19 protein-coding genes are annotated in these 17,189 nt (G+C 74.6%); 14 read left to right on the top strand and 5 right to left on the bottom strand.

What is annotated here, in order from left to right; translation table 11 throughout:
- Positions 1–2: 2 nt before the first annotated feature.
- Positions 3–1,145 carry an NADH-quinone oxidoreductase subunit D gene (locus ACIGO8_RS16005; RefSeq protein WP_399729900.1) on the bottom strand — a complete coding sequence of 381 codons (1,143 nt, stop codon included), beginning with the start codon at positions 1,143–1,145 and terminating at the stop codon, positions 3–5.
- A gap of 5 nt (positions 1,146–1,150) precedes the next feature.
- On the bottom strand, positions 1,151–2,086 hold the full coding sequence (locus ACIGO8_RS16010; protein ID WP_399730114.1) for an SAM-dependent methyltransferase: 936 nt from the start codon (positions 2,084–2,086) through the stop codon (positions 1,151–1,153).
- Positions 2,087–2,417: 331 nt separating this feature from the next.
- Here ACIGO8_RS16010 and ACIGO8_RS16015 point away from each other — a divergent pair, with 331 nt between their 5' ends.
- The 3 genes from ACIGO8_RS16015 to ACIGO8_RS16025 are packed head-to-tail and all read left to right on the top strand — an operon-like array spanning position 2,418 to position 4,920.
- On the top strand, positions 2,418–3,623 hold the full coding sequence (locus tag ACIGO8_RS16015) for a sensor histidine kinase (RefSeq protein WP_399729904.1): 1,206 nt from the start codon (positions 2,418–2,420) through the stop codon (positions 3,621–3,623).
- An 18-nt stretch (positions 3,624–3,641) separates the two neighbouring features.
- Entirely contained in the window at positions 3,642–4,310 is a 669-nt protein-coding gene (locus tag ACIGO8_RS16020; RefSeq protein WP_399729907.1) for a response regulator, read from the top strand.
- 1 nt (position 4,311) lies between these two features.
- Positions 4,312–4,920 (top strand): ATP-binding protein, encoded by a 609-nt coding sequence (locus ACIGO8_RS16025; protein WP_399729909.1) that lies wholly within the window; start codon positions 4,312–4,314, stop codon positions 4,918–4,920.
- A gap of 228 nt (positions 4,921–5,148) precedes the next feature.
- Here the strand turns inward: ACIGO8_RS16025 and ACIGO8_RS16030 are convergent, their stop codons facing one another.
- Positions 5,149–6,237, bottom strand: a complete 1,089-nt coding sequence (locus tag ACIGO8_RS16030) for a DUF5937 family protein (protein ID WP_399729913.1) — start codon at positions 6,235–6,237, stop codon at positions 5,149–5,151.
- 100 nt (positions 6,238–6,337) lie between these two features.
- Here ACIGO8_RS16030 and ACIGO8_RS16035 point away from each other — a divergent pair, with 100 nt between their 5' ends.
- Complete coding sequence (locus ACIGO8_RS16035; RefSeq protein ID WP_399729916.1) at positions 6,338–6,547, top strand: hypothetical protein; 210 nt, start codon at positions 6,338–6,340, stop codon at positions 6,545–6,547.
- Positions 6,548–6,621: 74 nt separating this feature from the next.
- Here ACIGO8_RS16035 and ACIGO8_RS16040 read toward each other — a convergent pair whose 3' ends face one another.
- Positions 6,622–7,794: a threonine aldolase family protein gene (locus ACIGO8_RS16040; protein WP_399729919.1), complete on the bottom strand. Its 1,173-nt coding sequence runs from the start codon at positions 7,792–7,794 to the stop codon at positions 6,622–6,624.
- A gap of 123 nt (positions 7,795–7,917) precedes the next feature.
- On the opposite strand from ACIGO8_RS16040, the gene ACIGO8_RS16045 reads away from it, so the two are divergent.
- From ACIGO8_RS16045 to ACIGO8_RS16090, 10 genes are all read left to right on the top strand, one after another.
- Positions 7,918–8,946: a Rossmann-like and DUF2520 domain-containing protein gene (locus ACIGO8_RS16045; RefSeq protein WP_399729922.1), complete on the top strand. Its 1,029-nt coding sequence runs from the start codon at positions 7,918–7,920 to the stop codon at positions 8,944–8,946.
- Positions 8,943–10,013, top strand: a complete 1,071-nt coding sequence (gene panC / locus ACIGO8_RS16050) for a pantoate--beta-alanine ligase (RefSeq protein ID WP_399729925.1) — start codon at positions 8,943–8,945, stop codon at positions 10,011–10,013. Before ACIGO8_RS16045 ends, panC begins: the two co-directional genes overlap by 4 nt.
- Positions 10,010–11,755, top strand: coding sequence for an L-aspartate oxidase (locus ACIGO8_RS16055; RefSeq protein ID WP_399729929.1), 1,746 nt, complete (start codon positions 10,010–10,012; stop codon positions 11,753–11,755). Before panC ends, ACIGO8_RS16055 begins: the two co-directional genes overlap by 4 nt.
- Positions 11,752–12,768: a carboxylating nicotinate-nucleotide diphosphorylase gene (gene nadC, locus ACIGO8_RS16060; protein ID WP_399729932.1), complete on the top strand. Its 1,017-nt coding sequence runs from the start codon at positions 11,752–11,754 to the stop codon at positions 12,766–12,768. Before ACIGO8_RS16055 ends, nadC begins: the two co-directional genes overlap by 4 nt.
- Positions 12,768–13,574 (top strand): type III pantothenate kinase, encoded by an 807-nt coding sequence (locus tag ACIGO8_RS16065; protein WP_399729935.1) that lies wholly within the window; start codon positions 12,768–12,770, stop codon positions 13,572–13,574. The genes nadC and ACIGO8_RS16065 overlap by 1 nt, the downstream gene beginning before the upstream one ends.
- Before the next feature lie 156 nt (positions 13,575–13,730).
- Positions 13,731–14,417: a hypothetical protein gene (locus ACIGO8_RS16070; protein ID WP_399730117.1), complete on the top strand. Its 687-nt coding sequence runs from the start codon at positions 13,731–13,733 to the stop codon at positions 14,415–14,417.
- Between the two features lie 14 nt (positions 14,418–14,431).
- The gene (locus ACIGO8_RS16075; RefSeq protein ID WP_399729937.1) at positions 14,432–14,611 is read left to right on the top strand and encodes a hypothetical protein; all 180 of its coding nucleotides are present in this window, start codon (positions 14,432–14,434) and stop codon (positions 14,609–14,611) included.
- Between the two features lie 167 nt (positions 14,612–14,778).
- Entirely contained in the window at positions 14,779–15,267 is a 489-nt protein-coding gene (locus ACIGO8_RS16080; protein WP_399729940.1) for a BlaI/MecI/CopY family transcriptional regulator, read from the top strand.
- A 9-nt stretch (positions 15,268–15,276) separates the two neighbouring features.
- Positions 15,277–15,798: an amino-acid N-acetyltransferase gene (locus ACIGO8_RS16085; protein ID WP_399729942.1), complete on the top strand. Its 522-nt coding sequence runs from the start codon at positions 15,277–15,279 to the stop codon at positions 15,796–15,798.
- A 144-nt stretch (positions 15,799–15,942) separates the two neighbouring features.
- The gene (locus ACIGO8_RS16090) at positions 15,943–16,281 is read left to right on the top strand and encodes an Lsr2 family protein (protein WP_399729945.1); all 339 of its coding nucleotides are present in this window, start codon (positions 15,943–15,945) and stop codon (positions 16,279–16,281) included.
- Here ACIGO8_RS16090 and ACIGO8_RS16095 read toward each other — a convergent pair.
- Complete coding sequence (locus tag ACIGO8_RS16095; protein WP_399729948.1) at positions 16,260–16,904, bottom strand: SCO3374 family protein; 645 nt, start codon at positions 16,902–16,904, stop codon at positions 16,260–16,262. The genes ACIGO8_RS16090 and ACIGO8_RS16095 overlap by 22 nt on opposite strands.
- Positions 16,905–17,189 lie beyond the last annotated feature (285 nt).

Here is a 17,189-nt window from a genome sequence, read left to right on the forward strand (position 1 = left end):
CGCTACTTGTCGATGTCGCCGACCACGAAGAACAGCGAGCCCAGGATCGCCACCATGTCGGCGACGAGCGTCCCCGGCAGCAGCTCCGTCAGCGCCTGGATGTTGTTGTACGACGCCGAGCGCAGCTTGAGCCGGTACGGCGTCTTCTCGCCCTTCGAGACCAGGTAGTAGCCGTTGATGCCGAGCGGGTTCTCGGTCCAGGCGTACGTGTGGCCCTCGGGCGCCTTGAGGACCTTCGGCAGCCGCTGGTTGATCGGCCCCTGCGGCAGCTCGTCGATCCGGTCCAGGCAGGCGTCCGCGAGGTCCAGGGAGTTGTGGGTCTGCTCGAGCAGGCACTCGAAGCGGGCCAGGCAGTCGCCCTCGGTGCGGGTCACCACCCGCAGGGTGTCCTGGAGCTCCCCGTACGCCAGGTAGGGCTCGTCGCGGCGCAGGTCGAAGTCGACGCCCGAGGCGCGGGCGATGGGCCCCGACACCCCGTACGCGTGCACGGTCTCCTGCCGCAGCACGCCGACGCCGCGCGTGCGGCCCCGGAAGATCTCGTTGCCGAGCACCAGCCGGTCGTACACGTCCATCCGCGACCGCACGTCCGCGACGGCCTGCCGGGCCCGGCCCAGCCAGCCGGCCGGCAGGTCCTCCTTGAGGCCGCCGACCCGGTTGAACATGTAGTGCATCCGGCCGCCGGAGACCTCCTCCATGACCGTCTGGAGCTCCTCGCGCTCGCGGAAGGCGTGGAAGACGGGCGTGATGCCGCCCAGCTCCAGCGGGTACGAGCCGAGGAACATCAGGTGGTTCAGCACCCGGTTCAGCTCGGCGAGCAGCGTCCGCGTCCACACGGCCCGCTCCGGCACCTCCATGCCGAGCATCCGCTCGACGGCCATGACGACGCCGAGCTCGTTGGAGAACGCCGAGAGCCAGTCGTGCCGGTTGGCCAGCATGATGATCTGCCGGTAGTCCCGCGCCTCGAACAGCTTCTCGGCGCCGCGGTGCATGTAGCCGATCACCGGCTCGGCCTCGCGCACCACCTCGCCGTCGAGCACCAGCCGCAGCCGGAGCACCCCGTGCGTCGAGGGATGCTGCGGCCCGATGTTCAGCACCATGTCGGTGCTCTCCGCCGCCCCGCCGATTCCGACCGTCGTCTCCGTCATGCCGCTCAGTATCCCTCGGGCCCCGCGACCCGCTGCATCAGCCACAGGAAGTCCCCGAGGCCGCCCGGAGAGGTGAGTTCCGCGGCCTCGCCGGCGGCCGCCAGGGCGCGGACGTAGGCCGCCGGGTCGGTGGAGGCGAGCGAGAGCGGCGGGCGGCCGCCGCTGACGCCGAGCCCGCGCAGCGCCTCGCGCTGGGAGACGATCGCGGCCCCGGGCCAGGGCGCGGCGCACGCGTCGAGCGCCACGTGCGCCGTCAGGTCGCAGCTGCCGTCCGGGACCGGCGGGACCTCGCGGCCCCGGCGGAAGGCGGTGAGGGTGCCGAAGGGCGGCCGGGCGGGCGCCAGGTGGGCGTAGTCGACGGCCACGGCCGTGCCGGCCGCGAGCGCGCCGACCGCCGCCGCCCAGGCCTCGTCGCGCGGACGCCCGATCTCCGCGCGCTCGCCCGGCCCGGCGAGCGGCCACCACCGCTCCAGCCAGGCGGCGTCCGGCCCCGTGACGGCCGCGCCGAGGCGTTCGGTGCCGTCGGCGCGCACCTCGACGTAGCGGGCCGTGCCCGTCTCGTCGGCCTCGGCCACGTCGACCGGCACGTTGTCCAGCCACTCGTTGGCGAACAGCAGCCCCCGCTCCCCGTCCGGCACCCGCCCGGTCCAGGTGATCCGCGGGTCCAGACCCGCCGGCCGGGCGGCGCGCTCCACGCCGTAGGGCCGTACCCGCAGGCCTGCGGGCACCGCCGCGAGGACACCGGTCAGCAGCTCGCCGCGTCCCGCGCCCACGTCCACGAAGGCCACCTCGTCCGTGCCGAGCTCCTCCGCGACCCGCACGAGGAGCCGGGCCACGGCGCCCGCGAAGAGCGGCGAGGCGTGCACCGAGGTGCGGAAGTGGCCGGCCGGGCCCTCGGGGCGCAGGAAGAAGCCCTCGGGGCCGTACAGCGCCTGCTCCATCGCCGCCCGCCAGCCCCGCCACCGGCCGTCCGTACCGCCGGTCCGGTCGTCCCGGCCGCCCGTCCCGCCGGTCCGGTCGTCCCGGCCGTCCGTCCCGCCGGTCCGGTCGTCCCGGCCGCCCGTCCCGCCCTGCCGCCCGTGCGGACCGCGGGTGCCGTCGTCCCGCCTGTCCGGGCCGCGGGCCGCGCCGTCCCGCCCGTCCGATCCGTCCCACTGACACGTCTCATCCGTCACGCGCCCCAGTCTCCACCTTGCGGAGTAGGGGCTTGACGGGAAGGATCGACCCCACGGTTGACCCCTGCACCTATCCGCTTTCCCTACGCTGGGTCACGTGCAGCGTCTCTACGACTTCCTCCGCAGACACCCGACGGGCGTCGACACCTTCTGGGCCGTCGTCCTGTTCGGGTTCTCCCTGCTGTGGGTGGTTTCGGCCCCCTCGTCCACCGGCGGGGCGGCCCTCGCCTATGTGGCCGTCGCCGCGCTGTTCTCCCTGGTCGTCGCGCTGCGCCGGCGCATGCCGGAGAAGATGCTGGTCCTCACGGTCGCGCTGGGACTGCTCCAGCTCGCCGCCGGGCTCGTGCCGTTCATGGCCGACTTCGCCATGCTCGTGATCATCTACACCGTCGCCGCGCACGACGGCCCCCGCTGGGCCTCCCGCCTCGCGCTGGCCGGCGGACTGAGCGCCGCCACGCTCTCCCAGCTGCGCTGGCCGCTCGAGAACGAGTCGTCGTCCGCGGCCAAGGTCTTCTTCACGGTCATCATGACCGTGCCCTTCGCGCTCGCCTGGGTCCTCGGCGACTCCCTGCGCACCCGCCGCGCCTACTTCGCGCAGCTGGAGGAGCGCGCCTCCCGCCTGGAGAAGGAGCGCGAGGCGCAGGCCAAGGTCGCCGTCGCCGCCGAGCGCGCCCGGATCGCCCGCGAGCTGCACGACGTGGTCGCGCACAACGTGTCCGTGATGGTCGTGCAGGCCGACGGCGCCGCGTACGTCATGGACTCCTCGCCCGAGACCGCCAAGCAGGCCCTGGAGACCATCTCCTCCACCGGCCGCCAGGCCCTCGCCGAGATGCGCCGGCTGCTGGGCATCCTGCGCACCGGCGAGCACCAGGAGGCCGGCGAGTACGTGCCCCAGCCCGACGTCCAGCAGATCGGCGACCTGGTCGACACGGTCCGCGGCGCCGGGCTCGCCGTCGACTTCAAGGTCGAGGGCACGCCGCGCCCGCTGCCCAGCGGCGTCGAGCTCACCGCGTACCGGATCGTCCAGGAAGCCCTCACCAACACCCGCAAGCACGGCGGTCCCGACGCCGGCGCCAGCGTCCGCCTGGTCTACTTCGACGACGGCCTCGGACTGCTCGTCGAGGACGACGGGCGGGGCGCGCCGCAGGAGATGTACGAGGACGGCGGCGCCGACGGGCGCGGCCACGGCCTGATCGGCATGCGCGAGCGGGTCGGCATGGTCGGCGGCACCCTGGACGCCGGTCCGCGCCCCGGCGGCGGCTTCCGCATCAGCGCCCTGCTTCCCCTCAAGCCCGCCCACTGACGACCCTTAAGGATCTTCATGTCCATCCGCGTGATGCTCGTCGACGACCAGGTGCTGCTGCGCACCGGTTTCCGCATGGTGCTGGCCGCCCAGCCGGACATGGAGGTCGTGGCCGAGGCGGGCGACGGGGTGGAGGCCCTGGAGGTCCTGCGGAGCACCGCGGTGGACGTGGTCCTGATGGACGTGCGGATGCCCAAGCTGGACGGTGTGGAGACGACCCGGCGGATCTGCGGGGAGCCCGACGCGCCCAAGGTGCTGATCCTGACCACCTTCGACCTCGACGAGTACGCGTTCTCCGGGCTCAAGGCGGGCGCGAGCGGCTTCATGCTGAAGGACGTGCCGCCGGGCGAGCTGCTGGGCGCGATCCGGTCCGTGCACAGCGGCGACGCCGTCGTCGCCCCGTCCACGACCCGGCGCCTGCTCGACCGCTTCTCGCCGATGCTGCCGTCGTCCGGCCGCGAGCCGCGCCACGCGGAGCTCGACCGGCTCACCGAACGGGAGCGCGAGGTCATGCTCCTGGTGGCGCAGGGCCTGTCCAACGGTGAGATCGCGGCCCGGCTGGTGCTGTCCGAGGCGACCGTGAAGACCCATGTGGGCCGGATCCTCACCAAGCTGGACCTGCGCGACCGGGTGCAGGTCGTCGTCCTCGCGTACGAGACGGGCCTGGTCCGGGCCGGCGGGCGCTGACGTGCTGCTCTGGCTGAACGGACCTTTCGGCGGCGGCAAGACCCAGACCGCGTACGAGCTGCGCCGCCGGCTGCCGGGCGGTGTGGTCTGCGACCCGGAGCACATCGGCTTCGGGCTGCACCGGGCGCTGCCGCCGGGCCTGCGCGGCGACTTCCAGGACCTGCCCGCGTGGCGGCAGGGCGTGTACGAGGTGCTCGACCTGGCGCTGCGGCGCCACGAGGGCCCGGTCCTCGTCCCGATGACCGTCACGGATCCGGTGTACTTCGCGGAGACGGTGGCCCGGCTGCGCCGGGCCCACGGCGAGGAGCGGGTGCGGCACTTCGCGCTGCTCGCGGACCGGGGGACGGTCCTGAAGCGGCTCACGGAGCGGGGCCTGGGCCGCGGGCTGAAGCGGGAGAGCTTCGCCGTGCGGAAGCTGGACGAGTGCCTGGAGCGGCTTTCGGCCCCGGAGTTCGCCCACCACATCCGTACGGACGATCTGACCGTGCCGCGGGTCGCCGACCGGATCGCGCAGCTGGCCGGGCTGCGGCTCGCGCCGAACACGGACGGCCCGCTGCGGCACCGGCTGCGCCGGATCCGGGTCGGCCTCGCCCACCTCCGCTTCGACTGACACGGGGCCGGGGCAGAGGCCGCGTCGACCGGACCGGGGCCGGGGCCACGGCCGTCGGGGGTCGGGTACGCGCGCCCGGCCGGTGGTCACGGCCGTCGGAGGCAGGGTGCGTGCGCCGGGCCGGCCGCCGCGGCCGCCGCGCCGTGACCGGGGCCGCGGCCGCCGCCGGGGCCGGTCGACACGGCCTCCGCGGCCGTCGCCGGGGCGGCGCCGGATTCGTGCCGCCGGTCAGCGCAGGACCGACTCCAGGAAGTCGCTGCCCAGGCGGGCGACGACCGAGAAGTCCAGCTGGTGCAGCACGTAGCGGCCCCGGCGCTGGGTGGTCAGCAGCCCGGCCTTCTTCAGGACGGACAGGTGGCGGGAGACCTCGGGCGCGCTGATCCCGTACGCGTCGGCCAGCTCGCTCGTCGAGTACGGGCCGCGCGCCAGGTTCCGGCACAGCCGCATCCGCATCGGGTGGGCGATGGCCTCCAGGCGCAGCTTCACCGTCTCGACGGGCTCGGCGCCGCCGACCTCGCGGGCGGCCGCCGGGTACTGGATCACCGGCTGCCAGCCGGGCTGGCTGGTGGCGAACAGGTGCGGCCAGCCGAACGCCGTCGGCACCAGCGTCACCGCGCCGCCGCGCGCCTCGGTCCGGCCGTGGACGAGCTTGTCGACGACGATCCGGCTGCCGTGCGGCCCCTCGTCCAGGCTCAGCGCGGGCGAGGCGGCCGCGAGCGCCTCGGCCAGGCCCTTGCGGCGCAGCAGCTCCGTCTTGTGGCGGGCGTCGGCGGCGAGTTGGACGCGGACCCGGCGCCAGGTGTCGGCGAAGAACGCGTCGTCGCAGTCCTCCAGGAGCCGGCGGATCCACGCCCGGGTGGCGGTGGGCTCGGCCAGCATCCGCTCCACGAACGCGGCCTGGCGCGGGCCGCGCGCGGCGGCCAGGTCGAGCGCGCGGCGGCGGGACCGCTCGTCGACGAGCGGCGACGGGATGCCCTCGGTGTAGCGGCTGCTGCAGGAGATCTCCAGGGCCGCGCCGACGAACGTCTCGTCGTCCATGCGGTCGAGGTCGTCCAGCTCCTCGGCGAGGGTCTCGCGGGGCTGGGCGGGCAGCAGGAAGTCGGAGCGGGTGGAGCGCCACATGAAGTCGGCCTCGTGGAGCCGGTCGGCGAGCTCCGGCTTCAGGCCGGCGGAGGTCGCGGTCGTCCAGGCGTGCAGCCGGGCGTGGTGGGCCGGCTCGGCCAGGGCGTGCAGGGCGTTGCCGAGCTCGGCCAGCGGCGAGGGGCAGAAGGCGATCCGCTCGTGCGGCAGTCCGGTGATGTCGATGGTCACGCTCACCCGCCTATGGTGCGGGGCGCGGCGGGGTTCGTGTCGTGCCATTTGACGAGGGCCGTCAATCGGCGCGCCGGGCGGGCCGGGGCGGGCGCACGGTGAGGGCATGAACGCACTCCACCAGTACCTCTTCGACAGCTACCGGGCCGCGCAGCACGGCGACCCGGCGCCGCCCGTCCCCGGCGCCCACGACGTCGCCGCCCTGCGCGCGGTCCGTGACCACCACCGCTTCGAAGCGGTCCTCGCCGGCCGGCGCCCGGCGGTGGACCGGCTGCGCACCTCGCTGCGCCGCCTTCTCCACCTCCGGGCCTGCTGACCGCCTCCCGCCCGCCGGGAGCGGCCCGCGCGGCGAAGCCCGCTCGGCGCAGGTGCGTCGGGAGCCCGGGTGCGTCAGGAGCCCAGGTGCGTCAGGAAGGCCGCCACCGCCTCCTTCACGTCCGCCGCGGTCCACTCCAGACCCGGCGCGCTCACCGTCACCTCCGTCACCGCCACACCCGGCGGACCGCCCGCCGGAGCCGGTGACCAGCGGCGGAAGAGGGCCGCGCCGGTGTCCTCGGTGAGGGCGAGCGAGGCCGCGGTCAGGGTCTCGTGGCCGTACGGCAGCCAGACCTGGAACTGATGGGTGTGCGGGACCTCCGGGTGGACCCGGAACCAGGGCGTGCCCGCCTCCGCGAACGCCTCCCGCAGGGCCTCGGCCACCACCCGCGCGTGCGCGACGTACGAGGGCAGCCGGGGCAGCTCCGTCTCCAGGCCGCGCAGCGCCGAGAGGGCCGCCGGATACTGCTGGAAGAGCATGCCGCCGTACCGGTGACGCCACAGCCGCGCCTCCTCCACCAGCTCCTCGGGGCCGGCCAGCGCCGCGCCCGAGAGGCCGCCGAGCGACTTGTAGAACGACACGTAGACGCTGTCCGCGAGCCCCGCGATCTCGGCGAGCGGCCGGCCGAACCAGGTCGGGCAGTCCCATAGCCGCGCCCCGTCGAAGTGGACCACCGCGTCCCGCTCCCGGGCCGCCTCGACCACCTCGACCAGCTCGTCCCAGGCCGGCAGCACGAAGCCGGCGTCCCGCAGCGGCAGCTCCAGCATCAGCGCCCCGAAAGGCTCCGGGAACGCCCGCACCTCCTCGGCCGTGGGCAGCCGCGGCTCGTCGGTCGGGTGGACCGTGCGCAGGCCGCTGACCGCTGCGAAGGCCCCGTCCTCGTGGAGCTCCGGATGGCCGAGCGGGTGCAGCGCCACGACCGGGTTGCCGGTCCGCCCCGCCCAGCAGCGCAGCGCGACCTGCTGGGCCATGGTGCCGGTGGGGAAGAAGACGGCGGAGGGAAAGCCCAGCTCGGCGGCGACCCGGCGCTCCAGCTCCTCGACGACCCCGTCGCCGTACAGATCGACCTGACCGTCCGCGAACGGTGACGTCGCGGCCCAGTCGGCGAGCCCGCGCAGCCCGGCGCCCACCGTGCCGTCCGCCGGGTGGTCCCACAGTCTGCGCGGCGCACCGCCCCACACCCGGGCCCGGTACGCCCGGTCGGGCTCCTCGGTTCGCTGCTCGTCGTCGAGCTGATCGGATTCCATGGGCCGATCATGCGGCATCCGGCCGGTCGCCCTCACGGAGTTTTCCCCAGCGCCGAACCGATCGTCATACCGCCGCCCACACCCTGTGGACAGCCGCGAGACGGCACCGAACGCTGGCGTAGCATGACCAGAAATCGTCCGGTACCCCCCGCGGACTGGAACGGAAGGCCGCCCCGAACCGTGAACGCACCACCAGAACCCCGGCACCCCCAGGCAGAGCGGGCCGAGGACCGCCCCGCCCGGCTCACCGTCGGAGTCGTCGGCGCGGGCCGCGTGGGCCCCGCACTCGCCGCCGCCCTCCAGCTCGCCGGACACCGCCCGGTGGCCGTCTCCGCGGTCTCCGACGCCTCCCGGCGCCGCGCCGCGACCCTGCTGCCGGACGTGCCCGTCGTCGAGCCCGCCCGCGTGCTCGCCCTCGCCGACCTGGTCCTGCTCACCGTTCCCGACGACGCCCTGCCCGGCCTCGTCGAGGGCCTCGCCGACACCGGCGCTGTGCGGCCCGGCCAGCTCCTGGTGCACACCTCCGGCCGCTACGGCGTGCGGGTCCTCGACCCGGCCCGCCGGGCCGGCGCGCTGCCGCTGGCCCTGCACCCCGCCATGACCTTCACCGGCACCTCCGTCGACGTCCAGCGGCTCGCCGGCTGCTCGTTCGGCGTCACCGCGCCCGAGGAGCTGCGGCTCGCCGCCGAGGCCCTGGTCATCGAGATGGGCGGCGAGCCCGAGTGGATCGCCGAGCAGAACCGCCCGCTCTATCACGCGGCCCTCGCCCTCGGCGCGAACCACCTCGTCACCCTGGTGGCCCAGGCGATGGACCTGCTCCGCTCGGCCGGCGTCGGCGCGCCCGACCGGATGCTCGGCCCGCTGCTCGGCGCCGCCCTGGACAACGCGCTCCGGTCCGGTGACGCGGCCCTGACCGGGCCCGTCGCCCGCGGTGACGCCGGCACCGTCGCCGCCCACGTCGCCGAACTGCACAAGCACGCGCCCGGCACCGTCGCCGGCTATCTCGCGATGGCCCGCGCCACCGCCGACCGGGCGCTCGCACACGGCCTGCTCAAGCCCGAGCTGGCCGAGGACCTGCTGGGCGTGCTCGCCGACGGCACGGCGGCGGGCGCCGCCGGGACCACCGACGGCCCGCAAGGAGACGACCGATGAACCTGTCCGCCCCCGACCGTGCCGACGGCGCCCGGTCCGTACGGCACCAGCCGGCCGAGCTCCTGCCCACGGCCGGCGACCTGGCCGCCGCGGCGGCCCGCTGGGGCGTGCCCGGCCGCAACGCCGTGGTCATGACGATGGGCGCCCTCCACGAGGGCCACGCCACCCTGATCCGCGCCGCCCGCGAGCGCGTCGGGGCCGACGGCTTCGTCGTCGTCACCGTCTTCGTCAACCCGCTCCAGTTCGGCGCGGGCGAGGACCTCGACCGCTATCCGCGCACGCTCGACGCCGACCTCGAGCTGGCCTTCGCCGCCGGCGCGAGCGCCGTCTTCGCGCCGTCCGCCGACGAGGTCTACCCGGGCGGCGAGCCGCAGGTCCGGATCACCGCGGGACCCATGGGCGAGCGCCTCGAAGGCGCCTCCCGTCCCGGCCACTTCGACGGCATGCTCACCGTCGTCGCCAAACTCCTCCACCTCACCGCGCCCGACCTGGCCTTCTTCGGCCAGAAGGACGCCCAGCAACTGGCCCTGATCCGCCGCATGGTCCGCGACCTGAACTTCCCGGTCGAGATCGTCGGCGTGCCGACCGTCCGCGAGCCCGACGGCCTGGCCCTGTCCAGCCGCAACCGCTACCTGTCGGCCGCGGAGCGCGGCACCGCCCTCGCCCTGTCCCGCGCCCTGTTCGCCGCGAGCGACCGGCTCGCCGCCCAGGAGGCGCTGCGCGCCCGCGCCGCCGCCCTGCCCGGCGCCCACGGGCGGGCCGAGACCCGCGCCGAGGCGCTGTCCCGGCTCGGCGAGGCCCGGGCCGCCGCCGACGCCCACGCCGTCGCCCAGGCGGCCGAGGCCGGCGGCGCCGAGGCCGTGCGCGCCGCCGCCCGGGCCGTGCTCGACGACGCGGCCAAGGCCGAGCCGCCGCTCGTCCTGGACTATCTGGCCCTGGTCGACCCGGCCGACTTCACCGAGGTCGACGACGGCCACGACGGAGAGGCGATCCTCGCCGTCGCCGCGCGGGTGGGGACCACGCGGCTCATCGACAACGTCCCCCTGACCTTCGGAGCCACCAAGTGACCGGTATACGGCTGCACGCGCCCGCTCCCGGCTGGACCGTCGACGCCGACGTCGTCGTGGTCGGCTCCGGCGTCGCGGGCCTCACCGCGGCCCTGCGCTGCACCGCCGCCGGGCTGCGCACGGTCGTGGTCACCAAGGCCCGGCTCGACGACGGCTCCACCCGCTGGGCGCAGGGCGGCATCGCCGCCGCCCTCGGCGACGGCGACACCCCGGAGCAGCACCTCGACGACACGCTCGTCGCCGGCGCGGGCCTGTGCGACGAGCACGCCGTGCGCGCCCTGGTCACCGAGGGCCCGGGCGCCGTGCAGCGGCTCATCGCCACCGGCGCCGACTTCGACCGCACCGACGACGGCGAGATCGCCCTGACCCGGGAGGGCGGCCACCACCGCCGCCGGATCGCGCACGCCGGCGGCGACGCGACCGGCGCCGAGATCTCCCGCGCCCTGGTGGAGGCGATACGCGACCGGGGCGTGCGCACCATCGAGCACGCCCTCGTCCTGGACCTCCTCAAGGACGCCGAGGGCCGCACGGCCGGCGTCACCCTGCACGTCATGGGCGAGGGCCAGCACGACGGCGTCGGCGCCGTCCACGCGCCCGCCGTGGTGCTCGCCACCGGCGGCATGGGCCAGGTCTTCTCCGCCACCACCAACCCGGCCGTGTCCACCGGCGACGGCGTCGCGCTGGCGCTGCGCGCCGGGGCCGAGGTGTCCGACCTGGAGTTCGTCCAGTTCCACCCGACGGTGCTCTTCCTCGGCGCCGGCTCCGAGGGCCAGCAGCCGCTGGTCTCCGAGGCGGTACGGGGCGAGGGCGCCCACCTCGTCGACGCCGACGGCGTCCGCTTCATGGCCGGGCAGCACGAGCTGGCCGAGCTGGCGCCCCGCGACATCGTCGCCAAGGCGATCACCCGCCGGATGCAGGAGCGCGGCACCGAGCACATGTACCTCGACGCCCGCCACTTCGGCGCCGAGATGTGGGAGAGCCGCTTCCCGACGATCCTGGCCGCCTGCCGGTCCCACGGCATCGATCCGGTCACCGAGCCGATCCCGGTCGCCCCGGCCGCCCACTACGCCTCCGGCGGCGTGCGCACCGACCTGCACGGCCGCACCACCGTGCCGGGCCTCTACGCGTGCGGCGAGGTCGCCTGCACCGGCGTGCACGGCGCGAACCGCCTCGCCTCCAACTCCCTCCTGGAGGGCCTGGTCTTCGCCGAGCGGATCGTCGACGACATCCTGGCCCACGGCCCGCAGCGCGAGGGCCGGCCCGCCGTCCCGGCCGCCGCGGCCGCCGCCACCGTGCTGCCGCTGCTCGCCCCGGAGGCCCGCCGCGCCGTCCAGCGGATCATGACCCGCGGCGCGGGCGTGCTGCGCTCCGCCGAGAGCCTGGCCGAGGCGGCCGGCGCCCTCGACCTGCTGCGGCGCGGCGCCGAGGAGGACCACAAGGCCGCCGAGCCGGGCGTCGACGCCTGGGAGACCACCAACCTCCTGTGCGTGGCCCGGGTCCTGGTGGCCGCCGCCGCCGAGCGCGAGGAGACCCGCGGCTGCCACTGGCGCGAGGACTTCCCCGACCGGGACGACCAGGACTGGCGCCGCCACCTCGTCGTACGCCTGACGTCCGACCGCCGACTGGCGGTGCACCGCACCACCGGCGCAGACTTTCCGCCCGTGACACCCGGCGCCCTCACCTCCGGCGCCGAGACACCCGACGCCGTAAACCCCGACGCACCCAGGGAGCCGCAGCCGTGAGCACGCCCGAAGAAGCACGTCCGGAGCCCGTGGACGTGCCGCTGATCCACATCAACGCGCCCGCCGAGACCGGCGGCGGCTGCGGCGACGGCTGCGCCTGCGGCGATGCCGAGGCGTACGAGTGCGGCCTCGACCCGGCGCTCGCCCAGCTCCTCGCCGACGCCGGGCTCGACCCGGTCCAGGTCGAGGACATCGCGCACCTGGCCATCGCCGAGGACCTCGACGGCGGCGTGGACGTCACGAGCGTGGCGACCGTCCCCGAGGACGCCGTCGCGACCGGCGACTTCACCGCCCGCGAGGCCGGTGTCGTGGCCGGTCTGCGGGTCGCCGAGGCGGTCCTGTCGATCGTCTGCACCGACGAGTTCGAGGTCGAGCGGCACGTCGAGGACGGCGAGCGCGTCGAGGCCGGCGACAAGCTGCTCAGCGTCACCGCCCGCACCCGCGACCTGCTCACCGGCGAGCGCAGCGCCCTGAACATCCTGTGCCGCCTCTCCGGCATCGCCACCGCCACGCGCGCCTGGGCCGACGCCCTGGAGGGCACCCGGGCCAAGGTCCGCGACACCCGCAAGACCACGCCCGGCCTGCGCGCCCTGGAGAAGTACGCGGTGCGCTGCGGCGGCGGCGTCAACCACCGCATGTCGCTGTCGGACGCGGCCCTGGTCAAGGACAACCACGTGGTCGCCGCCGGCGGTGTGGCCGAGGCCTTCAAGCTGGTCCGCGAGCAGTTCCCCGACCTGCCGATCGAGGTCGAGGTCGACACGATGCACCAGGTCCGCGAGGTCCTCGACGCCGGCGCCGACCTGATCCTGCTCGACAACTTCACCCCGATCGAGACCGAGGAGGCGGTCGCCCTGGTCGCCGGCCGGGCGATGCTCGAGTCCTCCGGCCGGCTCACGCTGGAGAACGCGGCGGCGTACGCGTCGACCGGCGTGGACTACCTGGCGGTCGGCGGCCTCACCCACTCCTCCCCGATCCTCGACATCGGCCTCGACCTGCGCGAGGCGGCCGTCTGATGCTGCTCACCATCGACGTCGGCAACACCCAGACCGTGCTCGGTCTCTTCGACGGCGAGGAGATCGTCGAGCACTGGCGCATCTCCACCGACCCGCGCCGCACCGCCGACGAGTGGGCGGTCCTGCTGCAGGGCCTGATGGGCATGCATCCGCTGCTCGGCGTCGAGCTGAGCGACGGCATCGGGGGCATCGCGATCTGCGCGACCGTTCCCTCGGTGCTGCACGAACTGCGCGAGGTGACGCGCCGCTACTACGGCGACGTCCCCGCCGTCCTGGTGGAGCCGGGCGTCAAGACGGGCGTCCCGGTCCTCACGGACAACCCCAAGGAGGTCGGCGCCGACCGGATCATCAACGCGGTCGCCGCCGTCGAGCTGTACGGCGGTCCGGCGATCGTGGTCGACTTCGGCACGGCGACGACCTACGACGCGATCACCGCGCGCGGCGAGTACGCGGGCGGCGCCATCGCGCCGGGCATCGAGATCTCGGTCGAGGCGCTCGGCGTGAAGGGCGCCATGCTCCGCAAGATCGAGCTGGCCCGCCCGCGCAGCGTGATCGGCAAGAACACGGTCGAGGCGATGCAGTCCGGCATCGTCTTCGGTTACGCCGGCCAGGTGGACGGCGTGGTCGCGCGGATGAAGCGCGAGCTGGCCGGCCCGAACGGCGACCCGTCGTCCGTGACGGTGATCGCGACCGGCGGCCTGGCGCCCATGGTGCTCTCCGACTCCCAGGAGATCGGCGAGCACGAGCCGTGGCTGACGCTGATCGGCCTGCGGCTGGTGTACGAGCGGAACGTCTCGCGGATGTAGCCGCCGCCCGCACCGGTGAGGGCCGGCCGGGGCCCTTCGGGGCGACGGGCCGGGCCGCCCGCGGACCGACCCGCCGGGAAGATCGAAAAGCGACGGAATTGTCCGATTAGCTCGTATCGTCGGTCCATGCCCACGCCCTACGGACCCCGCGGCGGCATGGCGTTCAGCGCGGACGAGCTGCGTGTGCTCCGCCGCGCCCTCGCCACCGCACTCAACCCTGCCCCCCTTCAGGACGACGACGTCCAGGACTGCCTGCGTCTGGCCGATGCCGTGGACGAGGCGGTCCACGAGGCCGGCCGGCTGCGCGCCTTCCTCCACGCCGACCTGGGCCGCTACCGGCAGGCCCTGCCCGGCTCGGTCACCGGCTACCTGGCGCTCCTCCAGGACGCCCTGGCCGCCGGTTACGACCCCGGCGCCGACGACCTCGCCGCGCTCCGCGCCCTGCGCGGCAACCCGGCGGCGGCCGTGCTCCTGGCCCGCTGCCAGGTGCTGGCGGAACGATCCGTCCGCGCCCGTCTCGCCCGCGTCTCCCAGGCCCAGGCCCCGGCCCATACGGCCTCCCGCACCGCGGCCCGGGTGCCGGCCCGTACCGCGGCCCGGGTCCCGGCCGTCGGCCCGGCCCGCGGGCCCGTGGCGGCCCGCGTCCGGCTGCTCGCGCTGCCCGGCGGCCGGGCCGCCGAGGAGGGCCCCGAACCGCCCGCGCCGAACACTCCCGGCAAGCCCGCGCCCAAGCCTTCCGCGCCGCCGCCCGGCGAGCGCCCGGTGCCCAAGCCGTCCGAGGTGTTCCCGCCACGCCGACGCCCCGTACCGCCGCCCCCGCCCGAGGAACGCGCCGCCGGCTAGCTACTCTGGACGCCATGGACTACGTATCCGCGCTCCTGCCCCCCGTCGTGATGGCCGCGTTCTTCATCGGCCTCGTCGTCACGATCGTCAAGAGCCAGGGCGGGCCGAACAAGGCCAAGGAGGACGCGGCCGTGGACGCCGCCCTCGCCCGGGCCGAGGCCGCCCCGCGGCAGGGCGGCAGCACCGCTCCGTAACCCGGCCCGGCCCCAGGCCTGCCCCCGAGGACGTACGACCGCCACCCGGCCGTGCGTCCTTTTTGCTGCCCTCCGAGGTGTTTCCTCCAGAAATGGACGAATATTCGGCCCTCTCGCACTAAGGTGGCGCTGTGCCCCGTCAATTGGGAGAGCTGGAAGACGCCGTCATGACGCGCGTCTGGCAATGGAACCGCCCCGTGACCGTCCGGGAAGTCCTGGAGGATCTCCAGCAGGAACGGTCCATCGCCTACACCACCGTCATGACGGTATTGGACAATCTCCATCAGAAGGGCTGGGTGCGCAGGGAAGTCGAAGGCCGTGCCTATCGATATACGGCGGTCTCCACCCGGGCCGCCTACTCGGCCGCACTGATGAACGAGGCCTGGGCGCAGAGCGACAACCCCGCGGCGGCCCTCATCGCCTTCTTCGGCATGATGTCGCAGGAACAGCGCGAGGCGCTGAACGACGCCATCCGCATCGTCCAGCGCGACGTCCCCGAGGCGCCGCCCGTCGCGCCCGCCACCCCGCCCGCCGCCGCGGCGGCCCCTGCCCCGGCGGAATCCGCCCAGGTCACCGAAGGCGGCGGGACCGCCGAAGCCGGCCGGGAGGCGCCGGGCGACCAGGCTGACGAGGCCCGCGGGGGCTCCGGGCGATAACGTCCCTCCATGTCAACCGCTTCCTCTCACGCCGTCACCGTGCGCCGGGCCCGTACCTCCGATGTCGCCGCACTGCGCCGTCTCGTCGATCCCTACGTGCGCCGCGGCATCCTGCTCGACAAGGCGAACGTGACCCTTTTCGAGGACATCCAGGAGTTCTGGGTCGCCGAACGCGACGACGACGCCACGGTCGTCGGCTGCGGCGCCCTCCACGTGATGTGGGAAGACCTCGCCGAAGTACGCACTCTCGCGGTCGACCCGGACTTCAAGGGCGCCGGAGTGGGACATCAGGTGCTCGACAAGTTGCTGCACACCGCCCGATGGCTCGGTGTGCGCCGCGTTTTCTGCCTCACCTTCGAAGTCGACTTCTTCGCGAAGCACGGCTTCGTCGAGATCGGCGAGACTCCGGTCGACGGAGATGTCTACAGCGAGCTCCTGCGTTCCTATGACGAGGGTGTCGCCGAGTTCCTCGGTCTCGAACGGGTGAAGCCGAACACCTTGGGCAACAGCCGGATGCTTCTGCACCTGTGACCCGAGCACGGATCGCAGGGCCTATGTCCGAATCGCGCACGTTTCCCGCGTTGCCGGGGTTCTGAACCTCTGCCAGGGGTTTGTGTTTTTCCGGGAAAAGCGGTTTCCTTTCCGCGTACTGCATTTTCGATGAAAGGAAATCCGGTGGCACAGAAGGTTCAGGTCCTTCTTGTCGACGACCTCGACGGCGGCGAGGCGGACGAGACCGTGACGTTCGCGCTGGACGGCAAGTCCTACGAGATCGACCTCACCACCGCCAACGCGGACAAGCTCCGCGGCCTGCTCGAGCCGTACACCAAGAGTGGCCGCCGCACCGGCGGGCGCAGCACCACCGCCCGCGGCAAGGGCCGTGCCGTCGCCTCCGGCGGCAGCCCGGACACCGCGAAGATCCGCGCGTGGGCCAAGGAGAACGGCTACAACGTGAACGACCGAGGCCGCGTGCCCGCCGAGATCAAGGCCGCCTACGAGGACGCGAACCGCTGAACCGCCCGCTGCCGGGCGGCGCCCCCGGCGGCACTCAGCAGCCGCTCCCGATGGCACTCGGCGGCGGCCGCGGCCACCAGCCGCACCAGACAGGGGGCCTCCCCCTCGGCCGCGGCGCGCACCCGCAGCGAGGGCCGCAGGGCCGGCAGCGAGGACTCGACCTCGCGCCCCGGCTCCGGGGCCCTCAGCCACACCGCGGCGCCCGGCGCGCCGGGACCGCTCCGACCGGCGGGCCGCCGGCCGGGCGGCACGGGCGGCCCAGGCCGTACGGGCGGTTCGGGCGCGGTCATCCGGCCGTCGGCACCGAGCATCCCCAGATCCAGTGAGATCCCGCCCCACTCGAGCCAGTCGAGCAGCCCCGGCAGCTCCTCAGCGCTCCCCGCGGCCACGAGCAGCCGCATCCGCCGGCCCATGAGCGCCACCGGACCGGTCGCCCGGCCCAGCCGCCGCAGCACGCCCCGGCCGGCCGTCGCCGGCAGCTCCAGGACGTCGAACCGCAGCCCCGTCACCAGCTGCGCGGGCGGCCCGGGCACCGTCGTCCAGCCGAGCTCACGCTCGTACCACCGCGCCGTCGCGTGGTCGCCGTCGAGCGGCGAGCGGGGAGGCGGGACGGTGAGGGCCATACCGGAGGAACGCCCGCGAGGGCACCCGGGTTACGCCCGCCGGTGACGCAGAGTCTCCGGCCCGGTGCGCAGGGTGTCCGTGATGAGGGCGTACGCGTGCATTCGAGCGCGCAAGGTTGTTCGCCCGTAGCGGAGGGACCCGGGGTGCGCCGCATGGAGTGTCGGTGCTTACGGGTAAGACATTCCATGTGAGGAGGGGCGTCTCGCGGGCAGAAGCGTCTCACGTTCGCCATCGGCGTACTGGAGGTGCGGGTAACTGCTTGGCCTGCGGGAACATCGTCTCGC

This window comes from Streptomyces sp. NPDC053493, assembly GCF_044544825.1.
GTDB lineage: Bacteria > Actinomycetota > Actinomycetes > Streptomycetales > Streptomycetaceae > Streptomyces.

Coding starts and splice junctions, on each gene's coding strand:
- ACIGO8_RS16005 (WP_399729900.1), bottom strand. CDS start 1,145: ATGACGGAGACGACGGTCGGAATCGGCGGGGCGGCGGAGAGCACCGAC.
- ACIGO8_RS16010 (WP_399730114.1), bottom strand. CDS start 2,086: ATGGAGCAGGCGCTGTACGGCCCCGAGGGCTTCTTCCTGCGCCCCGAG.
- ACIGO8_RS16020 (WP_399729907.1), top strand. CDS start 3,642: ATGTCCATCCGCGTGATGCTCGTCGACGACCAGGTGCTGCTGCGCACC.
- ACIGO8_RS16035 (WP_399729916.1), top strand. CDS start 6,338: ATGAACGCACTCCACCAGTACCTCTTCGACAGCTACCGGGCCGCGCAG.
- ACIGO8_RS16040 (WP_399729919.1), bottom strand. CDS start 7,794: ATGGAATCCGATCAGCTCGACGACGAGCAGCGAACCGAGGAGCCCGAC.
- ACIGO8_RS16045 (WP_399729922.1), top strand. CDS start 7,918: ATGACCAGAAATCGTCCGGTACCCCCCGCGGACTGGAACGGAAGGCCG.
- panC (WP_399729925.1), top strand. CDS start 8,943: ATGAACCTGTCCGCCCCCGACCGTGCCGACGGCGCCCGGTCCGTACGG.
- ACIGO8_RS16065 (WP_399729935.1), top strand. CDS start 12,768: ATGCTGCTCACCATCGACGTCGGCAACACCCAGACCGTGCTCGGTCTC.
- ACIGO8_RS16070 (WP_399730117.1), top strand. CDS start 13,731: ATGGCGTTCAGCGCGGACGAGCTGCGTGTGCTCCGCCGCGCCCTCGCC.
- ACIGO8_RS16075 (WP_399729937.1), top strand. CDS start 14,432: ATGGACTACGTATCCGCGCTCCTGCCCCCCGTCGTGATGGCCGCGTTC.
- ACIGO8_RS16080 (WP_399729940.1), top strand. CDS start 14,779: ATGACGCGCGTCTGGCAATGGAACCGCCCCGTGACCGTCCGGGAAGTC.
- ACIGO8_RS16085 (WP_399729942.1), top strand. CDS start 15,277: ATGTCAACCGCTTCCTCTCACGCCGTCACCGTGCGCCGGGCCCGTACC.
- ACIGO8_RS16095 (WP_399729948.1), bottom strand. CDS start 16,904: ATGGCCCTCACCGTCCCGCCTCCCCGCTCGCCGCTCGACGGCGACCAC.